Origin of the sequence: Alishewanella longhuensis, assembly GCF_014653435.1 — a bacterium.
Classification (GTDB): domain Bacteria; phylum Pseudomonadota; class Gammaproteobacteria; order Enterobacterales; family Alteromonadaceae; genus Alishewanella; species Alishewanella longhuensis.
In genome coordinates this window covers 92,538-110,757 of sequence record NZ_BNAO01000007.1, presented here as the reverse complement: position 1 = coordinate 110,757, position 18,220 = coordinate 92,538, and the positions used below count along the sequence as shown (strand labels likewise).

At 47.4% G+C, this 18,220-nt stretch carries 15 protein-coding genes and 2 tRNA genes; 9 read left to right on the top strand and 8 right to left on the bottom strand.

What is annotated here, in order from left to right; genetic code table 11:
• Window positions 1-135 precede the first annotated feature (135 nt).
• The 6 genes from IE163_RS13605 to IE163_RS13580 form a co-directional block, all read right to left on the bottom strand.
• On the bottom strand, window positions 136-1,173 hold the full coding sequence (locus IE163_RS13605; protein WP_189433525.1) for a methionine synthase: 1,038 nt from the start codon (window positions 1,171-1,173) through the stop codon (window positions 136-138).
• A gap of 38 nt (window positions 1,174-1,211) precedes the next feature.
• Window positions 1,212-2,198: a DUF1852 domain-containing protein gene (locus IE163_RS13600; RefSeq protein WP_189433612.1), complete on the bottom strand. Its 987-nt coding sequence runs from the start codon at window positions 2,196-2,198 to the stop codon at window positions 1,212-1,214.
• A 356-nt stretch (window positions 2,199-2,554) separates the two neighbouring features.
• Window positions 2,555-3,721: an RNA polymerase sigma factor gene (locus tag IE163_RS13595; protein WP_229833573.1), complete on the bottom strand. Its 1,167-nt coding sequence runs from the start codon at window positions 3,719-3,721 to the stop codon at window positions 2,555-2,557.
• 7 nt (window positions 3,722-3,728) lie between these two features.
• Complete coding sequence (locus IE163_RS13590) at window positions 3,729-4,676, bottom strand: alpha/beta fold hydrolase (protein ID WP_189433524.1); 948 nt, start codon at window positions 4,674-4,676, stop codon at window positions 3,729-3,731.
• Window positions 4,677-5,004: 328 nt separating this feature from the next.
• Entirely contained in the window at window positions 5,005-6,192 is a 1,188-nt protein-coding gene (locus tag IE163_RS13585; RefSeq protein ID WP_189433523.1) for a metalloprotease, read from the bottom strand.
• A 91-nt stretch (window positions 6,193-6,283) separates the two neighbouring features.
• Window positions 6,284-6,357 (bottom strand) — tRNA-Gly (locus tag IE163_RS13580).
• Between the two features lie 243 nt (window positions 6,358-6,600).
• On the opposite strand from IE163_RS13580, the gene IE163_RS13575 reads away from it, so the two are divergent.
• Window positions 6,601-9,336 carry a DUF2339 domain-containing protein gene (locus IE163_RS13575; protein ID WP_189433522.1) on the top strand — a complete coding sequence of 912 codons (2,736 nt, stop codon included), beginning with the start codon at window positions 6,601-6,603 and terminating at the stop codon, window positions 9,334-9,336.
• A gap of 24 nt (window positions 9,337-9,360) precedes the next feature.
• Here IE163_RS13575 and radD read toward each other — a convergent pair whose 3' ends face one another.
• A complete protein-coding gene (gene radD / locus IE163_RS13570) occupies window positions 9,361-11,088 on the bottom strand; it encodes a DNA repair helicase RadD (RefSeq protein WP_189433610.1) in 1,728 nt (575 codons plus the stop codon).
• A 98-nt stretch (window positions 11,089-11,186) separates the two neighbouring features.
• On the opposite strand from radD, the gene IE163_RS13565 reads away from it, so the two are divergent.
• Window positions 11,187-11,588 (top strand): hypothetical protein, encoded by a 402-nt coding sequence (locus tag IE163_RS13565; protein ID WP_189433521.1) that lies wholly within the window; start codon window positions 11,187-11,189, stop codon window positions 11,586-11,588.
• Here IE163_RS13565 and yhbY read toward each other — a convergent pair.
• The gene (gene yhbY, locus IE163_RS13560; protein WP_189433520.1) at window positions 11,585-11,881 is read right to left on the bottom strand and encodes a ribosome assembly RNA-binding protein YhbY; all 297 of its coding nucleotides are present in this window, start codon (window positions 11,879-11,881) and stop codon (window positions 11,585-11,587) included. The two genes, IE163_RS13565 and yhbY, sit on opposite strands and share 4 nt — an antisense overlap.
• A gap of 81 nt (window positions 11,882-11,962) precedes the next feature.
• Between yhbY and rlmE the strand changes: the two genes are divergently transcribed.
• The 7 genes from rlmE to IE163_RS13525 all read left to right on the top strand — a co-directional run bounded on the left by rlmE (window position 11,963) and on the right by IE163_RS13525 (window position 18,163).
• The gene (rlmE, locus tag IE163_RS13555; protein WP_189433519.1) at window positions 11,963-12,592 is read left to right on the top strand and encodes a 23S rRNA (uridine(2552)-2'-O)-methyltransferase RlmE; all 630 of its coding nucleotides are present in this window, start codon (window positions 11,963-11,965) and stop codon (window positions 12,590-12,592) included.
• 50 nt (window positions 12,593-12,642) lie between these two features.
• A complete protein-coding gene (ftsH, locus tag IE163_RS13550; protein WP_308430902.1) occupies window positions 12,643-14,571 on the top strand; it encodes an ATP-dependent zinc metalloprotease FtsH in 1,929 nt (642 codons plus the stop codon).
• 134 nt (window positions 14,572-14,705) lie between these two features.
• Window positions 14,706-15,539, top strand: a complete 834-nt coding sequence (gene folP, locus IE163_RS13545) for a dihydropteroate synthase (protein ID WP_189433517.1) — start codon at window positions 14,706-14,708, stop codon at window positions 15,537-15,539.
• A gap of 3 nt (window positions 15,540-15,542) precedes the next feature.
• On the top strand, window positions 15,543-16,877 hold the full coding sequence (glmM, locus tag IE163_RS13540) for a phosphoglucosamine mutase (protein ID WP_189433516.1): 1,335 nt from the start codon (window positions 15,543-15,545) through the stop codon (window positions 16,875-16,877).
• Between the two features lie 104 nt (window positions 16,878-16,981).
• Window positions 16,982-17,731 (top strand): triose-phosphate isomerase, encoded by a 750-nt coding sequence (tpiA, locus tag IE163_RS13535; protein WP_189433515.1) that lies wholly within the window; start codon window positions 16,982-16,984, stop codon window positions 17,729-17,731.
• A gap of 2 nt (window positions 17,732-17,733) precedes the next feature.
• Window positions 17,734-18,069, top strand: a complete 336-nt coding sequence (gene secG, locus IE163_RS13530; protein ID WP_189433514.1) for a preprotein translocase subunit SecG — start codon at window positions 17,734-17,736, stop codon at window positions 18,067-18,069.
• 9 nt (window positions 18,070-18,078) lie between these two features.
• Window positions 18,079-18,163: transfer RNA gene (locus IE163_RS13525), tRNA-Leu, on the top strand.
• Window positions 18,164-18,220: the final 57 nt, after the last annotated feature.

The following is an 18,220-nucleotide window of genomic DNA, read 5'->3' as shown; positions in this document are numbered from 1 at the left end:
CTAAAAACGCCGACAGCTCGTCGGCGTTTTTTTATGTCCAAGCAACCTTTTTTAATCTTGCGGCAAGTTTATACCTAATGGCTTTCGATAAGCAGGGACGCAGCCCGCCACTCTGTATGTTGAAAGGCAATGGCTTTAGTTTTTGCCCTGTAATTCACTGCGCACAATAGCTGCACCTGCTGCCAAGGCATTAAGCTTACCAGTAGCAACCTTACGGGATAACGGTGCCATACCACAATTAGTGCAGGGATAAAGCTTATCGGCATCCACATATTGCAGCGCTTCTCTAAGCGTAGCTGCTACTTCTTCTGGCGTCTCAATGGTATCGGTTGCTACATCAATAGCTCCGACCATCACTTTTTTACCGCGCAATAGTCCAAGTAGTTCAATGGGCACTCGTGAGTTATGGCACTCTAAGGAAATAATATCGATATTAGACTGTTGTAATTTGGGGAAGATTGCTTCGTATTGCCGCCACTCGCTACCTAAGGTTTTTTTCCACTCGGTATTGGCTTTAATACCATAGCCATAACAAATATGCACAGCGGTTTCGCATTTCAGCCCTTCGATGGCGCGCTCTAAGCACTTAATACCCCAGTCGTTAACCTCATCAAAGAACACATTAAAAGCCGGCTCATCAAATTGAATAATATTCACACCTGCAGCCTCTAACTCTTTCGCTTCCTGGTTTAGGATAATGGCAAATTCCCAGGCCAGTTGTTCTCGGCTTTTATAGTAATCATCATACAGCGTATCGATCATGGTCATTGGCCCTGGCAAGGCCCATTTTATTGGCTGCTTGGTCTGCTTACGCAAAAATTTCGCGTCATCAACAAATACCGGTTTTTGCCGCGAGACTGGGCCAACCACCGTCGGTACACTGGCATCATAACGATCACGAATTCTCACCGTTTTACGATGGATAAAATCGACGCCATTTAAATGCTCAATAAAGGTGGTGACAAAGTGTTGGCGGCTTTGCTCGCCATCGCTCACAATATCAATACCGCAGTGCTGTTGTTCTTGTAGTGCCAGCCGCAGCGCGTCCTGCTTGCCGCTTTTGAGTTCCTCGTCTTGTAGCTTCCAGGCTGACCACAGGGTCTCTGGCTCAGCTAGCCAGCTTGGTTTGGGTAAGCTGCCAGCGGTTGAGGTTGGTAATAAAGTCTGTTTCATAAATTCAGTTATCCGGGTTATTAGAAAAAATTAAACACTTAGGCTGACTGTGTAACCTTAGCCGACCACTGTGCTAACACGGCTTGATAGGGCTTAATAAAATGCTCTTCTGCAAATTTACCCTGGGCTTTGGCCAGCCTGCTGCGCTCTTCCCGGTCATAGACAATTTGCGTCACGGAATGATCGGTATTGTGTAAATTCGGCTGATAGCAGTGACCGGCAACCACATTGGCATTGTAGATCTCTGGCCGGTAAATCTTCTGAAAGGTCTCCATGGTGCTGATGGTGCTAATCAGCTCCAGATTGTTATAGTCGTTTAGCAGATCACCAAAAAAGTAAAATGCCAAAGGGGCGGTACTGTTGGCCGGCATAAAATAGCGCACCGCCAGGCCCATCTTTTTAAAATATTGCTCGGTTAGCGAAGCTTCATTCGGTTGGTATTCCACCCCTAGCACCGGATGGCGGTTTTCGGTGCGGTAATAGATTTTGTTATCAGACACACTTAAACAAATTACCGGTGGTTTTTTAAAGTGCGCTTTGTAGGTAGCTGAGCTCACAAAGGACTGAAACAATTTGCCGTGCAGCTCGCCAAAATTATCTGGAATACTGAATCCTGCTTGCTGTTTGTTATGTTCGGGCAGTAAGACGCTAAAATCATAGTCCCGCACGTAGGACGAAAAGTTATTACCAACAATACCCTCAAAGCGTTGCCCAGTAGCGTTATCAACAATATGCGTTTGTAACACTTCAATAGAGGGGAAGCTTGCACCATTGCCAGCAACATCAACATCCACCGAGATAATGTCCAGCTCAAGGCTATAGCGATCACCTTTAGGATTATCCCAATTAGCTAAGGCATTAAATCGGTTGTTAATCATGGTTAAGGCATTGTGCAAATTCTGCTGGCGCCGCTCACCGCGTGCCAGGTTCGCGAAATTAGTGGTCAGGCGGGTGCTGTCCGCGGGTTGGTAGTGTTCATCAAAGCGAATACGTTTAACGGTAAAAGTGAAGTCATTGTTTTTCATCATCGAGATTTCCAATTGTTATTTGATTGCCATGTTGCAGTCGCAATAATCAGGTTTGACTTTGTGCGAAGGGGCAAACCATTACTTGTCAAGATGGCTACTGCGCAAGAAAAAATAAACATCTAGACGTCTATTTGGGTTGTGATGTAGTTATACGCCGAATTTTCGATGAGTAAAAATGATGTTTTTTCATGAAACGATGAAATTAAATCATCTATTTTGGGCGCAAATGAACAGCTTGGTTTAACAATTTCAATAAACCAAGCTTTAGTAGAGAGCGCACGTGGTTAGTAGCAAACTATAGAAGTGTGTAGCAGACCGAAAAACACCAGGCTGTATATAGCCAGGAGGGAACACTAGCCCAAAAACCAGCGGCCATTTTTGATCAGGCCAGCAATCAAGCCGGCAAAGCCGGCAGTCGCACCACCGAGCATACCAAACCAACACCAGAACAGATTATTTCGATACTGCCGTTTTGTTTCTGCACTCTGTGCGGCTTTTGCCAACAAGCGCGGTTTGATCGTTTGCCATACCCTAACTTGCAGATAAGTCACGCCCGCCATAAAAAGGCCAAAGGCCATTAGTGGAGCTATCGCACCTGCGGTAAATTCGTATGCTGCAGCGAGTAGTAAGCCTGAGAGGCCAACCCAAACCAAAGCCTGATTGCGATAACGCAATAAGCGACTGCGCTCGTTATCACTGGTCGCATTTTTCAGCGGGCCGCGCATCCCCAGCACTACACCGAGCATGCCGCCGAGCGCGCCAAGTAGCGCCCCACTCAATAACCAGCCGAATTTTGCCAGTCCGCTGCTATGTGCTGCCATGGCACTGGCAGTCGCGGCAGCGGCGGATGGGCTACCGATCAGTAAGGCGCTAAGCACTGCACTGCTAAGGCCCACACCCGGCGCAGTACTTAAAATCAGCTTGCCGTATCTGGCTAATAGCTGTTCTTTGAGCAATTCCCTGACCCGCTGCAGTTTTTTCCGTACATTCGCTTCAGTCAACCCTAATAAACTAGCGACCTGATTACTGTTTTGTTCTTCACGGTAAAACAGCAGGACGATTTCCCGGCTCTCCGGCGGCAGCTCATCCAACAGGTTACGGATCAGCGTAGCCTGCTCGCTGCGCAGTAATTCGTCGGGCGGGTTGCTGTCGCTGGCAAAAGTCTCCAGCAAGGCTTCAGCGTCAGCACCGCGCTCGGTTTTTGCATCCCGTTGTTCACGCAGATAGCTATAGGCGCGATAACGGGTAATTTGTCGTACCCAGGGCAGAAAGCTGGCCGGGTTTTGCAGGCTACTAAGTTGCTGCCAGGCGGCAATAAAGACCTGCTGGCAAACCTCTTCGCTGGCATCTAAGTCTTTCACAATGGCCAGCGCAATGCTGCTAACACTATTTTGGCAGCGGCGGATCAAGCGGCCAAAGGCTTGCATATCGCCAGCAATAGCCGCGGTAACGTCGGGCTGCAATTGCTGTTCTAGGGGCAGTGGCATAGTAAGTGGTGCGCTAAGGTTGGCGTTTGGCATGCTGAGTTTACTCCTGTAAGGCCAAACGGAGCTGGGCAATAAACCACTCAGGCTCATCCAGCATCATAAAATGGCGACTGTTAGTATTCATCAGTAAAGTCGCGTTAGCAATAGTGGCAAGTTGCTGCTGATAAATAGCGGTGGCCTGTGCTTGTTGTGCTTCTGGTAGCGCACCACTGGCACCCAGCAGCCATACTTTACTTTGGATAGCACTTACTTTTGGCCGTAAATCGGTGGTAAGTAACTCATACATGGCCTGACCAACAGTGCGGCTGTCGGACGTGCTGGCCATCTCTAACACCAGCTGTTGATGTGCTGCTGACCGAGCCTGAATAAACAAGCCCTGCTTTGCGCCGGCAGTTAACTGTTCGACAGTCATATTTTGATAGTAGCCTTTAATTTGCGAGGCTTGTGCTTGCATATCGGTAACCTGAGTAGCGGGGTTGCGGCTAAAAATAGGCGCAATATAGGGTAAGCCATCTACTGCTACCACGGTGCCAATTTGTTCCGGTGCGCTACTTGCTAGCGCAAAGGCCAAAAAGGCGCCCAGGCTATGGCCTATTACTGCCGGTTTAACCAGTTGCTGCTGTTCGATATAGGCTAATAAATCGTGCTGTACTTGGGGTAAGAACTCGCCTGCTATAGCTGGCGTGCCGGCAAAGCCTGCCAGGCTAATCAGGTGTAATTGGTAATCACTTTTTAAGCTTTTTACGGTGTCTTGCCAAATGCGGCTATCCGACATTAAGCCTGGAATAAGTAATACCGGTTTACCCTCGCCAATTACCGTTACCTGAAAACTGGGCACCGCTGCCACTTCAGCGGCTTTCAATTGGGGAACTATGACGCCGCCGATAATAGTCATAATAATGGCGAAATAGGTCCAAAACCCTGGTTTTGCTTTAGCGGGTTGATTGTTTACTTGGGTATTATGGGTGTGTTGAGTGGTGTTTTGCATGGCGATATCCTTAGTTAAGTATGGGTTACCTTACCAAGTCGCCGCAGCTGGCCTTAGTGTGACAAAAATTCTCATTTTTTTGAAAATAAAATGGTGTCTAAGAAATCGCAGTTAATAAATGCGTATTCCTGTTAATCCCGTCGATTTCAACGGGATTAAAGTAACAACGTTTTGCAAGTGAAAGTACTTGACGTGACTTCTTAAGTATTGCCAATAGAAACAGTATATTACTTTTAACCCCATCGAATTCGATGGGGTTAAGCTTGCCGCGTTTTGCAGGCTAAAGCCCTCGAATTCGAGGACTTTAGCAGCGCGCCTAGGTGGGGCTTTAACTGGAGATAAAAATAAGTGGCAGGTTAGTACCGGGAATACCGCTGTCGGCCATAATGACTGACAACCAAAGCAAAATGGCCATTAAACCAATGTAGCTTAACAGGGTAACTAATATACCGGTATCGGTCATTGGGGCGATATCTTTATCCCGCTCTTCACTGTCAGAGAGCAGATCAAAAGTGCCTAAAATGCCAAACAGCATTAACAGATAAAAACCAAAATACCAGGCGGCAAAAGTCAGGCTACCCGTTACCAACAACAATGCCGTTTTAGCCGCTTTGCCTTTGCGGCTAAAAGCCGCTGCTTGCATTACCCTGCCACCGTCTAGTGGCACCATCGGCAGTAAATTAAACAGGTTTAGTAGCAAGCTTATGGCGGCAAATAGCGCCAGTGCGGAATGCTGGGTTTCCAACCACAGTAGATAGGCAATAATAGCCCCTAAAGTACCAAAGGCTGGGCCAGCTATGGCTATTTTAAAATCCTGCCAGCGGCTGGTAGCGCACTCACTGACTGCGACGCCGCCAATAAAAGGCAATAAGTAAACGCCTTTCACTTTAAGGCCAGCGCGTTTCATGGCATAGACATGGCCATATTCGTGGATCAGAATGGCGGCAATTAAGCTGATAGCAAACTCCAGGTTAAATAACCAGGCCCAACCTGCCAAGGCGGTGCCTGCCAGCGCGGCTTTAATGGCACCAGCGCTTTTCGACAGTTTTAAGGCGATCACACCCAGTACCAATAAAGGTTTAAACCATTGTTTTAACGGGGAGGGGGCCGAAGCGGCCGCCGTATAGGGTGCTTGCTGTGAAAGCTGCGGCTGATTTAGCATTTCGGTATCCTGCTGTGCAGGGGACGCGGTTTGGACAGGCTCTGCCTCAGGCGATAGCTTTTGCTCTAACTTGCTTAGCCATTTTGGTGGTTTAGCTGCCGTTATTCCTTCACAAAGCAGCGTACTTCCTGCTTCCAACCGGTAACTGACATCGGCATTTTTTAACGAGACTTTAAAGTACAGCCGCATAGGCCCATGCTTAGGGCATAAAAAACGGTGATCATTGCTGGTGCTAAAAAACGCCCGCCCTTGCGACACCAATTCGCCGTTGCGAAATAACATTTCTTTACCCAAGTTATTGGCTTTGAGCTGATAAAACACTTGGTCGTGATAAAACTCAAACAAGGTTTGCATAGTAAATGTTGATAAATAGTAAATAGTGCAAACAGTGTAACAAATTTTGAGCAAAAGTTAAGCGTAAAATAGCGGGGGAAACTACATAGATTGGAGCGGGTGACGGGAATCGAACCCGTATCTCGAGCTTGGGAAGCTGGCATTCTACCACTGAACTACACCCGCCTGATTAGCGTGGCTACATTAAAGGAAACGGCAAAAAGCTGCAAGTGACCCTCACCTAAAATTTAAAAGAAAATAGAGATAACGTATTGTTTGGGACTGTAAGATTCTTTACGGCTGTCTTGCCATCTTGTTTACAATAACAGTCTATTTGCTTGCATAATTAATCTAAATGTCGAAGTAACCTCTGTTTGCAATTCTATAAAACTGCTTTATGCTGCGATAAAAACCTTGGGAAGGATCGCCATGTTTGAGTTTTTAGCAGTGTTATTGCTGTTGGCTGTGTTAGTTGGAGCGCTTTGTGGCTTGATCGCTATTTCACAAATCAGCGGCTTGCGAGCACAATTACTGCAGTTGCAACAACAACTTAAACAATTACAGGGTTTGGCAACCACTAGTGATAAAAATACAATCACCTCTGCTGCGGCAGATCTTGCCGCTACCTTTAAAAGTGACTCTAGTCATACCCCGAGTACATTATCAGATGCTGAGTCAGTAGCCCTTGCTACTACGAATAACCTTACTGCTACAACGGTGTTATCGCCTGCAGAATACAGCATTTTGCAGGCGCCTAAAGAGGCCAGAGCTGCAGCCATTGCAGCGGCGATAGCAAACCAGAGTAGCGCTGAGCATAAGGTTACCTCGGCTAATGCTAAGCATAACAACACGGCACGCGCTAGTGAGCAACTGGGCTGGTTAAGCTGGCTGGAACGGCAATTGATCGATCGCGGCATGGTGTGGTTGGGGGCATTAGCGCTGGCGTTTGGTGGTATCTTTTTGGTGAAACACTCGTTAGACGCGGGTTGGTTTTCGCCGGTACTTAGAATTGCCAGCGGCGTACTATTAGGGCTGGGCCTTTTGGCTGCCAGCGAGTGGTTGCATCAGAAAAAACTATTGGGTCAGCAGTTGGAAAACTACATTCCGGCGGCTCTGGCCAGTGCGGGTTTTATTACCCTCTATGCCGCGCTGTTGATGGCGCAGCAAATGTATCAGTTAATTAGTGCGCCGCTCACCTTTAGCTTGTTAGCGCTGGTGGCGGTAACAGCGTCCTGGTTCTCCTTGCGTCAGGGGCCTATTTTGGCCGTTATTGGTATTATTGGCGCCTATGCTGTGCCGCTGTTAGTGAATACAGACAGTAATAATCTGTGGGCCTTATTGCTCTATTTAGCGCTTATTACCACATCATCGGTGCTGGTAGAGCGGCGGGTACAGCGTTATTGGTTATGGTTTTTACCGGTTGTAGCGCATTGCGGTTGGTTATTGTTGGTTATCGTCAATATGCGAGCAACAGACGCCCTTTTGCTGTGGTTGGCCGTATTAGCAAGCTTCGTTGCTTTGGTCTGGTTACCTCGCCTGAATTATCGGTTACGCTGGCAGCTTACGGCTGTACCCATGCGTTTATGGTGGCCACCGCTGCGTGAACATCTTTTGGGTTTGGGGTTACTGTGTTTGGCTTTGCTTATACAGTTACAGTTTGCCAGTCCGGTTCATTTTTATGCCTGCTTAGCCCTGCTCACACTATTATATGTGGCGGCCTTAACGGATGGTCGCTCAGAAGGTTGGCTGTGGACTGCCGCTGCCATGGTACTAGCCTGGGCAGCTATCAATACCTCGACTGTGCCAGACGCAACTCGCTTATTTGGTGGCGTGGCCTTGCAGTGGCAAATGCTCTGGTTGTTATTAACTGTGCCCGCTATTTTTGTGGTATTTACGTTGCCGCAGCGGGTGCATTGGGCCGCTTTTTTAGCGATTGCCCCTTTACTGTTATTGGCACTGACTTATCAGCTTGTACCCACAGCACAACACATACTGCTGCAAAAAGCCTGGATGTTTTACGCCGCTGTGTTGGTGATTATTCAGGCATTGTTGGCAAAACGTGCGGCATTAGCTACCCAGGCCTTTATTCACTCTGCTGGCGCTAACCTGGCATTGAGCTGGTGCTTTACCTTATACCTGTCGGCAGCGGCGTTAACGGTGGCATTTGCGCTGCAGCTGGTTATGCTAACACTGCTCAGTATAAAGCAACGCTTTCCACTACCGCATTGGTTTATTAAGGCGCTGGTGGCTCTGGTGTTATTACGACTGACGACAGCACCATTATTGGGGAGTTATGAAGGCATTACGCTGCTGGGCATGCATTGGTCTTTGCTGGTGTATCCGTTGGTGTTGGGCTGTTTTATGGGCGCAACCTGGCTGTGGCGCGGCACTGATCTGCAAAAGTGGTTAGAAGGTGCCTGCTTGCAACTACTGGCCGTGTTTATTACGGTACAAAGCCAGTACTGGTTGAACGACAGAACGTTAAACTTTGGCCAGCTAGATTTTTACAGCTTGGTTCTGCATAGTGCCAATTGGTTGCTATTAGCCTGGGTTTATCAGTGGCGTAGTTATTTAGCAGGCTCGCTGCAGCAGCTGTATCGGGCCGGGGCATTAAGCTTAATATTACTGGCAGCTCTGGCGCAGCTGGTGCTAAATCTTTATTACAATCCGTATTTCTCCGCTCAGCTGCTGGGAAGCTGGCCGTTATTAAACTGGCTGCTATTACTTTGGGCAATACCTGCACTTTGTTGCTTTGCTTTGGCCAGGTTGCCTCAGCCGAATTCCTATCGGCCATTGGCTTACTATATTGCTGCAGGTTTTGCCTGCTTGTATTTACTGAGTAGCGTGCGGCACTTTTGGCAAGGAGGGCAAATTAGTTTAAGCCTGGCAACCAGCAATGCAGAGCATTATAGCTACTCCCTGGTGCTGTTATTGCTGGCTGTATTGCTTATCGTGGTTGCGGAGCTTAGGCATTGGCAGGTGCTGCGTAAAAGCGGTTTTGTGCTGTTAAGCCTGGTGGTGGTTAAGGTCTTTGTATTTGATTTAAATGAGCTGCAAGGGCTATTGCGTGCGGCATCCTTTATTGGCCTTGGGTTAAGTCTAGTGTTATTAAGCGCTATGTTTCAGCGCTTGCAGCGTCGCTCTCCTTCGGCTACAACGGGGTAGACTGGCAGATAAGGAGGCAGGTACTTAGCCGGTAAAATGTTGGTAACGGCCCTGGTAATCAAAAAAGCTTTCTAGGTGTTGCCAGCCCTGCTTTTGCTTTTTTAACAAAATGAGCTCTGGCGGGCGAAAATATGCGGCTAAGGCTACCAGCTCGCTGGCGTTATTAAATGGCGGTATCGGTATGCCTGGGGCTTTGCTATGGGGTTTAATAAAAGCCGCATACAAAGCACGGCACTGTTGCGGGGTTTGCACTTTAAACCAGCGATAAAAGGGGTTGCCGTCAATATCGTAATAGCTGACTTTCACGTCGCCATTGTCATCGCTCAGTTGCATGCTCTGGCAGCGAAATAAATGATGATGTTGCTGGTTTAGTACTTCGCGTAAGCGCTTGTCTGGATCAACCAATACCGATTGGCAATTATGGCAGCTGCGTGCGGCAATATCGTTTTCTGCGCCGCAATCTGGGCAACTGCGGCTACGAAAACGAAAGTCGCATTGGCTGTGCTGATCAGCCTGTAAACCCTGACAGCGCCGGCCGTAATGTTCGATGATGTCGCCATCGCTGTCCGTTAATCCCCAAAAAATATTAGCAAAGCCACAGAGCGGGCAGGGTACCTGTACCGGTACGGCTTTGCTGTTTGGTTTAGGCTGGCCTATTTCTGGGAAGTATAAATCGTAACCATTGGCGGCGTAATCAATAATCAGGCATTCTGTTTTACCCGGCGCTAAGCGTAAACCGCGCCCCACCATTTGCTGAAACAAACTCACCGAGGCGGTAGGGCGTAAAATAGCAATTAAATCAACATGTGGAGCGTCAAAGCCTGTGGTCAGCACCGAAACATTCACCAAAAATTTCAGCTGTTGTGCTTTAAAACGCCTGATAAGTTCATCACGTTCTTGATCCGGCGTATTGGCTGTAAGCAGTGCGGCCGACTCAGAGCTCAATAACTGCATTACTTCCTCGGCGTGCTTTACCGTGGCAGCGAAAATAATAATGCCCTTGCGTTGTTGCGCTAAGCCGATTAATTGCTGGATGATTAAGCGGGTAGCGCGGCCCATTTTACCAAGTAAGCTATTAACCTCTTTTTCCGCGTAGTCGCCATTTGTGGTTGGGCTAAGCTGGCTAAAATCGTACTGTGCGGTTAAGCCGTCATACAGCCTGGGTGGGGTAAGATAACCTTTTTTAATGAGTGGCCGTAGCGGCAATTCAAAGATACAGTGCTCAAAAACCGGGTTATTGGTATTCCCTATCCGGCCATGATAGTGCTGACGATAAATCCAGCCGCTACCCAGCCGATAGGGCGTGGCGGTAAGCCCAAGCACTTTTAGGCTGGGGTTAAGTTGGCGTAAGTGCTGGAATAATTGCTGATATTGGCTGTTGGCATCGTTACTGACTCGGTGGCATTCGTCGATAATCAGTAACGAAAAGGGGGCTGTGAAAGCCGTTAAATTGTTTGCTGCTGATTGCACACTGGCAACGACGGTTTTAGCGCTGCTGTCTTTTTGCTGCAAACCTGCAGCAAAAATACTTGCTCTATCAGTCAGCGCCGCCACTTTTTCAGCATTTTGCGCAACTAATTCTTTTACATGGGTTAATACTAAAACACGGCCGCGAGCCTGGCGGGCTAATTCGGCAATCACCAGGCTTTTACCGGCACCAGTGGGTAACACCACAACAGCGGTTGCGGTATTTTTTTGAAAAAATTGGATAGTAGCGTCAACAGCCTGTTGTTGATAATCTCGTAATTGCATAAGAAGCGGTAGTGGTATAAGTCGGGCAGAGACTATCACAAAGTTGGCCATGCTTTATAGCCTTGCCGGTAAAGGTATAACAACTGAAGGGGAAATTAATGAAAGCAAAAAAGGCATTTCAGCTTAATCTTCAGGATAAGGTTTTGTGGGTAGTGGCAGATGGTTTTTGGACACTTGCGACAGCACAGGCGTACGTTAAAGAGTTTCGCGCGTTAGTCACACCTATAGTGGCACAGCCTTGGGCAGTAGTGTTGGATGTTAGAGCCTGGCAAGTGAGCCCGGCCGAGGTGTTTGACCTGTTAGTTGATAATACTACCTGGTGTTATCAGCATAATTTACGCCATGTAGAAACAATATGTGCCGACAATGCGCTGGTAATGTGGCAATTTGCAAAGGCTACGCTGGCTGATAAACCAGCGTATTTAGTTAGCCAGCTGGCCGCTGATGAGCAAAGTGCCAAGCAGGCACTAGCGGATGCAGGTTTTTTTGTAGCGTCTTAGCCGCGCGGTAACTGAATTTTTTTGTCTTGGGTTTGGCGAAATAACACTAAAATTTTCCCAATTACCTGAACCTTCTCCGCTTTAGTTTCACGAATAATGGCATCCATAATCAGCACTTTTTGCTCGCGATCTTCACCTGGTACTTTAATTTTAATTAATTCATGATGGTTTAGCGCGTTCTCAATTTCCGCCACTACGCCTTCAGTTAGGCCATTGCCACCCAATAAAATAACAGGTTTTAAATCATGGGCTTTGCTTTTTAAGAATTGTTTTTGTTTATTGGTTAAACTCATAAGGTTAAAATGTCCGATAAAAGCTTGAATTATGCCTATTGTAGCGCCATCTAAGGCATAAGACTATTTAAGAGTAGTAACATGACGAAGAAAAAACGCTCGGCCAGCTCAACCCGTTGGTTAAAAGAGCATTTTGATGATCAATTTGTACAGAAGGCCCAAAAATTAGGGCTACGCTCCAGAGCCTCTTTTAAATTAGAGGAAATTCAGCAACAGGATAAGTTGCTGAAGCCGGGTATGAATGTCGTAGACTTAGGCTCTGCCCCCGGCAGTTGGTCGCAATATGTTGCTGGTGTGGTTGGTCAGCAGGGGACTGTGGTTGCTTGTGATATATTACCTATGGACCCGCTGGCTGGCGTGGCCTTTTTACAGGGCGACTTTCGGGAAGATGCCGTTTTAGAGGCATTACTGAGCCGGATCGGCGGTAAGAACGTAGATGTGGTATTATCGGATATGGCGCCCAACATGAGTGGCAATGATACCACCGATCAGGCACGTTCTATGTATCTGGTGGAACTGGCTTTAGAAATGTGCCACAAAGTGTTGAAGCAAAATGGCAGTTTTGTGGTCAAAGTATTTCAGGGCGATGGCTTTGAGCAGTACCTGAAAGAGGTTAGGACCGCGTTTAACACGGTTAAAATTCGCAAGCCAGATTCGTCACGCGCCCGTTCGCGCGAGACATATATCGTGGCTACCGGCTTCAAATTTTAGTACAGTAAGCCGTAATTAATGATTTCTAGAGTAAAGATGAGGTTATCACCTTGAGCGACATGGCAAAAAATCTGATTGTCTGGTTAGTCATCGCAGTAGTACTGATGTCGGTATTTAACAGCTTTGGCCCCAGTGAAAACACCGATCGCCAGACCAGCTACACCCAGTTTGTCAAAGAGATAAACCAGGGGCTGATCCGCGAAGTTAAGATTGAGCGCAGCGGCGTTATTACCGGTGTGAAGCGCAGCGGTGAGCGTTTTGAAACCGTGTTGCCGGTAAATGATCCTGACTTATTGAAAGATCTGTATCACAACGACGTTCGCGTACTGGGTGCTAAACCAGAAGAAACTAGCTGGTTAGCCACCATCTTTATTTCTTGGTTCCCTATGCTGTTATTGATTGGCGTCTGGATTTTCTTTATGCGCCAGATGCAAGGCGGTGGCGGTAAAGGTGCCATGTCTTTTGGTAAGAGCAAAGCCCGTTTGATGGGCGAAGATCAAATTAAAACCACTTTTGCCGATGTTGCCGGTTGTGACGAAGCTAAAGAAGAAGTGTCTGAGCTGGTGGATTACCTGAAAGAACCTGCACGCTTTCAAAAATTGGGCGGTAAGATCCCCAAAGGTATCTTAATGGTTGGCCCACCGGGTACGGGTAAAACCTTGCTGGCAAAAGCCATAGCGGGTGAAGCTAAGGTGCCATTCTTCACGATTTCTGGTTCAGATTTTGTCGAAATGTTTGTTGGTGTCGGTGCCTCACGGGTGCGTGACATGTTCGAACAGGCGAAAAAGGCGGCGCCTTGTATCATCTTTATCGATGAAATTGATGCGGTCGGCCGGCAGCGTGGTGCCGGTTTAGGTGGTGGTCATGATGAGCGTGAGCAAACCTTAAACCAAATGCTGGTTGAAATGGACGGTTTTGATGGTAACGAAGGTATCATCATTATTGCTGCCACTAACCGCCCAGATGTATTGGATGCTGCCTTGCTACGCCCAGGTCGTTTTGACCGTCAGGTCGTTGTTGGTTTGCCTGATGTGCGTGGCCGTGAGCAGATTTTAAAAGTACATATGCGCAAAGTACCGATGGCGGATGATGTTAAAGCCAGTGTTATTGCTCGTGGTACCCCAGGTTTCTCAGGTGCCGACTTAGCTAACCTGGTAAACGAAGCCGCGTTATTTGCTGCCCGTGGTAACCGTCGTGTGGTTAGCATGGAAGAATTTGAGCGTGCTAAAGACAAAATTATGATGGGTGCTGAGCGCCGCTCTATGGTAATGACCGACGCTGAAAAAGAGATGACGGCGTATCATGAAGCAGGCCATGCCATCGTTGGCTGCTTAGTACCAGAGCATGATCCTGTGCACAAGGTTACTATTATTCCGCGAGGTCGCGCTTTAGGTGTTACGTTCTTCTTACCGGAACAAGACGCGATAAGTGTTAGTCGCCGTAAGTTAGAGAGTAAAATCTCAGTAGCTTATGGTGGTCGTTTAGCGGAAGAAATGATTTACGGCACTGAAGCGGTATCAACAGGTGCCTCACAAGATATTAAGTATGCTACCTCTATTGCCCGCAATATGGTGACGCAGTGGGGCTTCTCAGACAAATTAGGTCCACTGCTTTATGCAGAGGAAGAGGGCGAAGTATTTTTAGGCCGTAGTATGGGTAAGGCCAAGAATATGTCTGATGAGACAGCGGCGATTATTGATAGTGAAATTAAAGCCATCATCGATCGTAACTATGCTCGTGCGCAGCAGATGCTTACTGACAACATGGACATTCTGCATGCGATGAAAGATGCGTTGATGCTGTATGAAACCATTGATTCACGTCAGATCAAAGAGTTAATGGAGCGTAAGCCGGTTAGTCAGCCAGAAAACTGGGAGCCTCGTGACAAGGGTTCAAAAGACGATGGTGACGATACGACTAAAGCTGAAAAGCCAGCCACTACGGCAACGGATAAACCTTCTGAAGGTAATGCAGTTTAAACTAAGCGCTTATTAGCTGATATAATCAAAACCCCGGCCAGTCCGGGGTTTTACTATTTTAGCCAGGAGCAATTGTCTTTGCAGTTAATACCGCTGCAAAATGACCAAGTAGAGTATAGTCAATAGGAAACCCTATGCAATTACAGTTACCCCGGCAGCGCCTGCTAGATTTACGCCGCCCTCAGGTGATGGGCATTTTAAATGTAACACCGGATTCATTTTCCGATGGTGGCAAGCATCACCTTTTAGATCAGGCGTTATATAGTGCAGAGCAAATGCTGCAAGATGGCGCTACTATAATTGATATTGGTGGTGAGTCGACTCGTCCTGGCGCGGCGGCAGTAAGTTTGAGCGAAGAACTACAACGGGTAGTGCCGCTCATTACCGCTATTCGCCAGCGTTTTGATTGCGTTATTTCTATTGATACCAGCAAAGCGGCTGTTATGTCAGCCGCGGTTCAGGCGGGTGCCGATATTATTAATGATGTTAGAGCCTTGCAGGAACCTGATGCGCTTACTGTTGCTGCCGGCCTTGGGGTGCCAGTATGTATTATGCATATGCAGGGCGCGCCTCGCACTATGCAGCATGCGCCACAATACAACGATGTAGTGCAAGAGGTTTACCAATTTTTGTTGGATAAAGCAAAGCAATGTCAGCAAGCAGGTATTGCTGCATCACAAATTATTTTAGACCCAGGATTTGGTTTTGGTAAAACCTTAGCGCACAATTACCAACTATTAGCGGCCTTAACGCAGTTTGTAGCCAGCGGTTATCCGGTGTTAGCAGGGATGTCACGTAAATCGATGATAGGTCAATTATTAGATGTTCCGGTAACAGAGCGGCTATCTGGCAGTCTTGCCTGTGCTACGCTGGCAGCTTATGCTGGCGCTCAAATTATCCGGGTACATGATGTAAAAGAAACAGTACAGGCGGTACGTGTTGCCGCTGCCGCCCGTTTTGGAGTGTAGTAAATGAGTAGAAAGTATTTTGGTACAGATGGTGTACGTGGTCGTGTTGGTGATTTTCCGATAACACCTGAGTTTGCCATGAAGCTAGGTTGGGCTGCCGGGCGGGTATTGTCGCAGCGGGGCACACGTAAAGTGCTTATTGGTAAAGATACCCGTATTTCAGGTTACTTGTTAGAAACAGCGTTAGAGGCAGGGCTTATCGCTGCTGGTATCGATGTGCGCTTGCTTGGGCCTATGCCTACCCCTGCTGTGGCCTATTTAACCCGTACTTTTCGGGCTGAAGCCGGTATTGTAATTAGTGCATCACATAATCCTTATTATGATAACGGCATTAAGTTTTTCTCGGCTGACGGCACCAAATTACCGGATGATATCGAGCTGGCCATCGAGCACGAGCTAGAGCAGCCGATGATTTGTGAGTCATCAGAAAACTTAGGTAAAGCGGTACGCATTAACGATGCAGCCGGACGTTATATCGAATTTTGCAAAAGTCATTTAAAGAACCATTTATCGTTAAATGGGTTAAAAATTGTCATAGATTGTGCCCATGGCGCCACCTACCATATTGCGCCAGCAGTTTTTAAAGAATTAGGTGCCAAGGTTATCGCCATTGGTTGCGAACCAGACGGCTTAAACATCAATGATCAATGTGGTGCTACTCACACCGATTTATTGCAGCAAACTGTGATCGCTCAAGGGGCTGATTTAGGTATTGCGTACGACGGTGATGGCGATCGCGTAATGATGGTTGACCAGCAAGGTCGGGTGTTAGATGGTGATGAAATTGTTTACATCATTGCCCGTGCAGCGAAAGAGGCGGGCACTTTGCAAGGCGGCGTAGTAGGAACCCTGATGAGCAATATGGGGTTAGAGCTGGCACTGGTACGGTTAGATATACCTTTTGCCCGCAGTGCAGTGGGTGATCGCTATGTGATGGAATTACTACGTGAAAATAACTGGCGGATTGGCGGTGAGAATTCAGGGCATGTGCTTAACTTAGATTATACCTGTACTGGTGATGGTATTATTGCCTCATTACAAGTGCTCAATGCGATGCTGTCGAGTAGTAAAAGTCTGGCAGAGCTGTGTGCCGACATGCGCAAGTTACCGCAGGTGTTGGTTAATGTGAAGTTTGCTAAAGGTACTGCGCCGTTAGAAAAGCAGAACGTTAAGCAAAGCATTGCTGAAGTTGAGCAAGCGTTGGCTGGCACAGGGCGGGTGCTAATTCGCAAATCCGGTACCGAACCTTTAATTCGGGTGATGGTTGAAGGTGAAGATGAAGCCTTGGTACGTGCTTATGCTGAGAAAATCGCAGCTGCAGTGAAAATTGCCAGCTAAGGTAAGCTAAAAAATGTGCAACTAACTCAGATAGCGCCCGAAAAGCTTGTTCTAAGCAACAAGCTTGGGTACTATCACCACGTTTTAGCAAAGGATAAAGCCTAATGTCACGTAAAGCCCTGATTGCCGCTAATTGGAAAATGAATGGCGCTAAGGCGTTGATTGACTCTGTTAGTGGTGCGTTGGCAAAAATACAGGTTGATGCCGAAGTATTAATTTGTCCGCCTGCGACCTTATTGCCGCTATTTCCGCAAACAGCAACGCTGGCGTTGGGAGCTCAGGACATTAGTGCTGAAGTATCTGGAGCTTACACCGGGCAATTAAGCGCCGCTTTGTTAAAAGAAGCGGGCGCAAGTTACGCTCTGGTAGGACACTCTGAGCGTAGGCAGTATCAATTTGAAAGTGATGAATTGATTGCCGCTAAAGTAAAGGCTGCCATTGCTGCGGGATTAACACCTGTGTTGTGCATTGGTGAAAGTTTAACTGAGCGGCAGCAAGAAAAAACGCAACAGGTTATTGCGAAACAATTGGCTGCGGTGTATGCTTCGCACCCCAAATTGCTGCTGAAATCGGTAATTGCTTATGAGCCCATTTGGGCAATAGGTACGGGCGAGTCAGCGACACCGGAACAGGCACAGCAAACGCATGCTTTTATCCGGAACACGCTGGCATCTTACGATAAAGATGCAGCTCAGCAGGTAAGAATTTTATATGGTGGTAGTGTAAATGCAGAGAATTGCGCTGCATTATTTACACAGCCAGACATAGATGGGGCTTTAGTTGGCGGTGCTAGCTTAAAGCCTGAAGAATTTGCTCAAATTTGCCTAAGTATCAAGGCAAACGCAAAGGAATAATTATGTACGAGATTTTTGTAGTTTGTTACTTACTGGTTGCCTTAGCGCTGATAGGTTTAGTGCTTATTCAACACGGTAAAGGTGCCAGCATGGGCGCAGCCTTTGGTGCCGGTGCATCAGGTACAGTTTTTGGTTCCAGTGGTACAGGTAACTTTTTAACAAAAAGCACTACTGTACTTGCGGTGTTGTTTTTCGTATTAAGTATCGTATTGGGTAACTTAACGGCAAAACAAAGCAAGCCAGATGACGGTGTTGATTTCTTCCAAACTGTTCCAGCCCTTAATGAACAGGCACCTGCCAAGCAAGATGACGTAAACGACATCCCGGTAGGAAACTAAGCTTTACAAGCCGAGGTGGTGAAATTGGTAGACACGCTATCTTGAGGGGGTAGTGTCTTCGGACGTGCGGGTTCAAGTCCCGCTCTCGGCACCAAATAAAGCAAGCTTCGGCTTGCGCAATCAGAATAGGCACTATATAATGTGCGCCAGT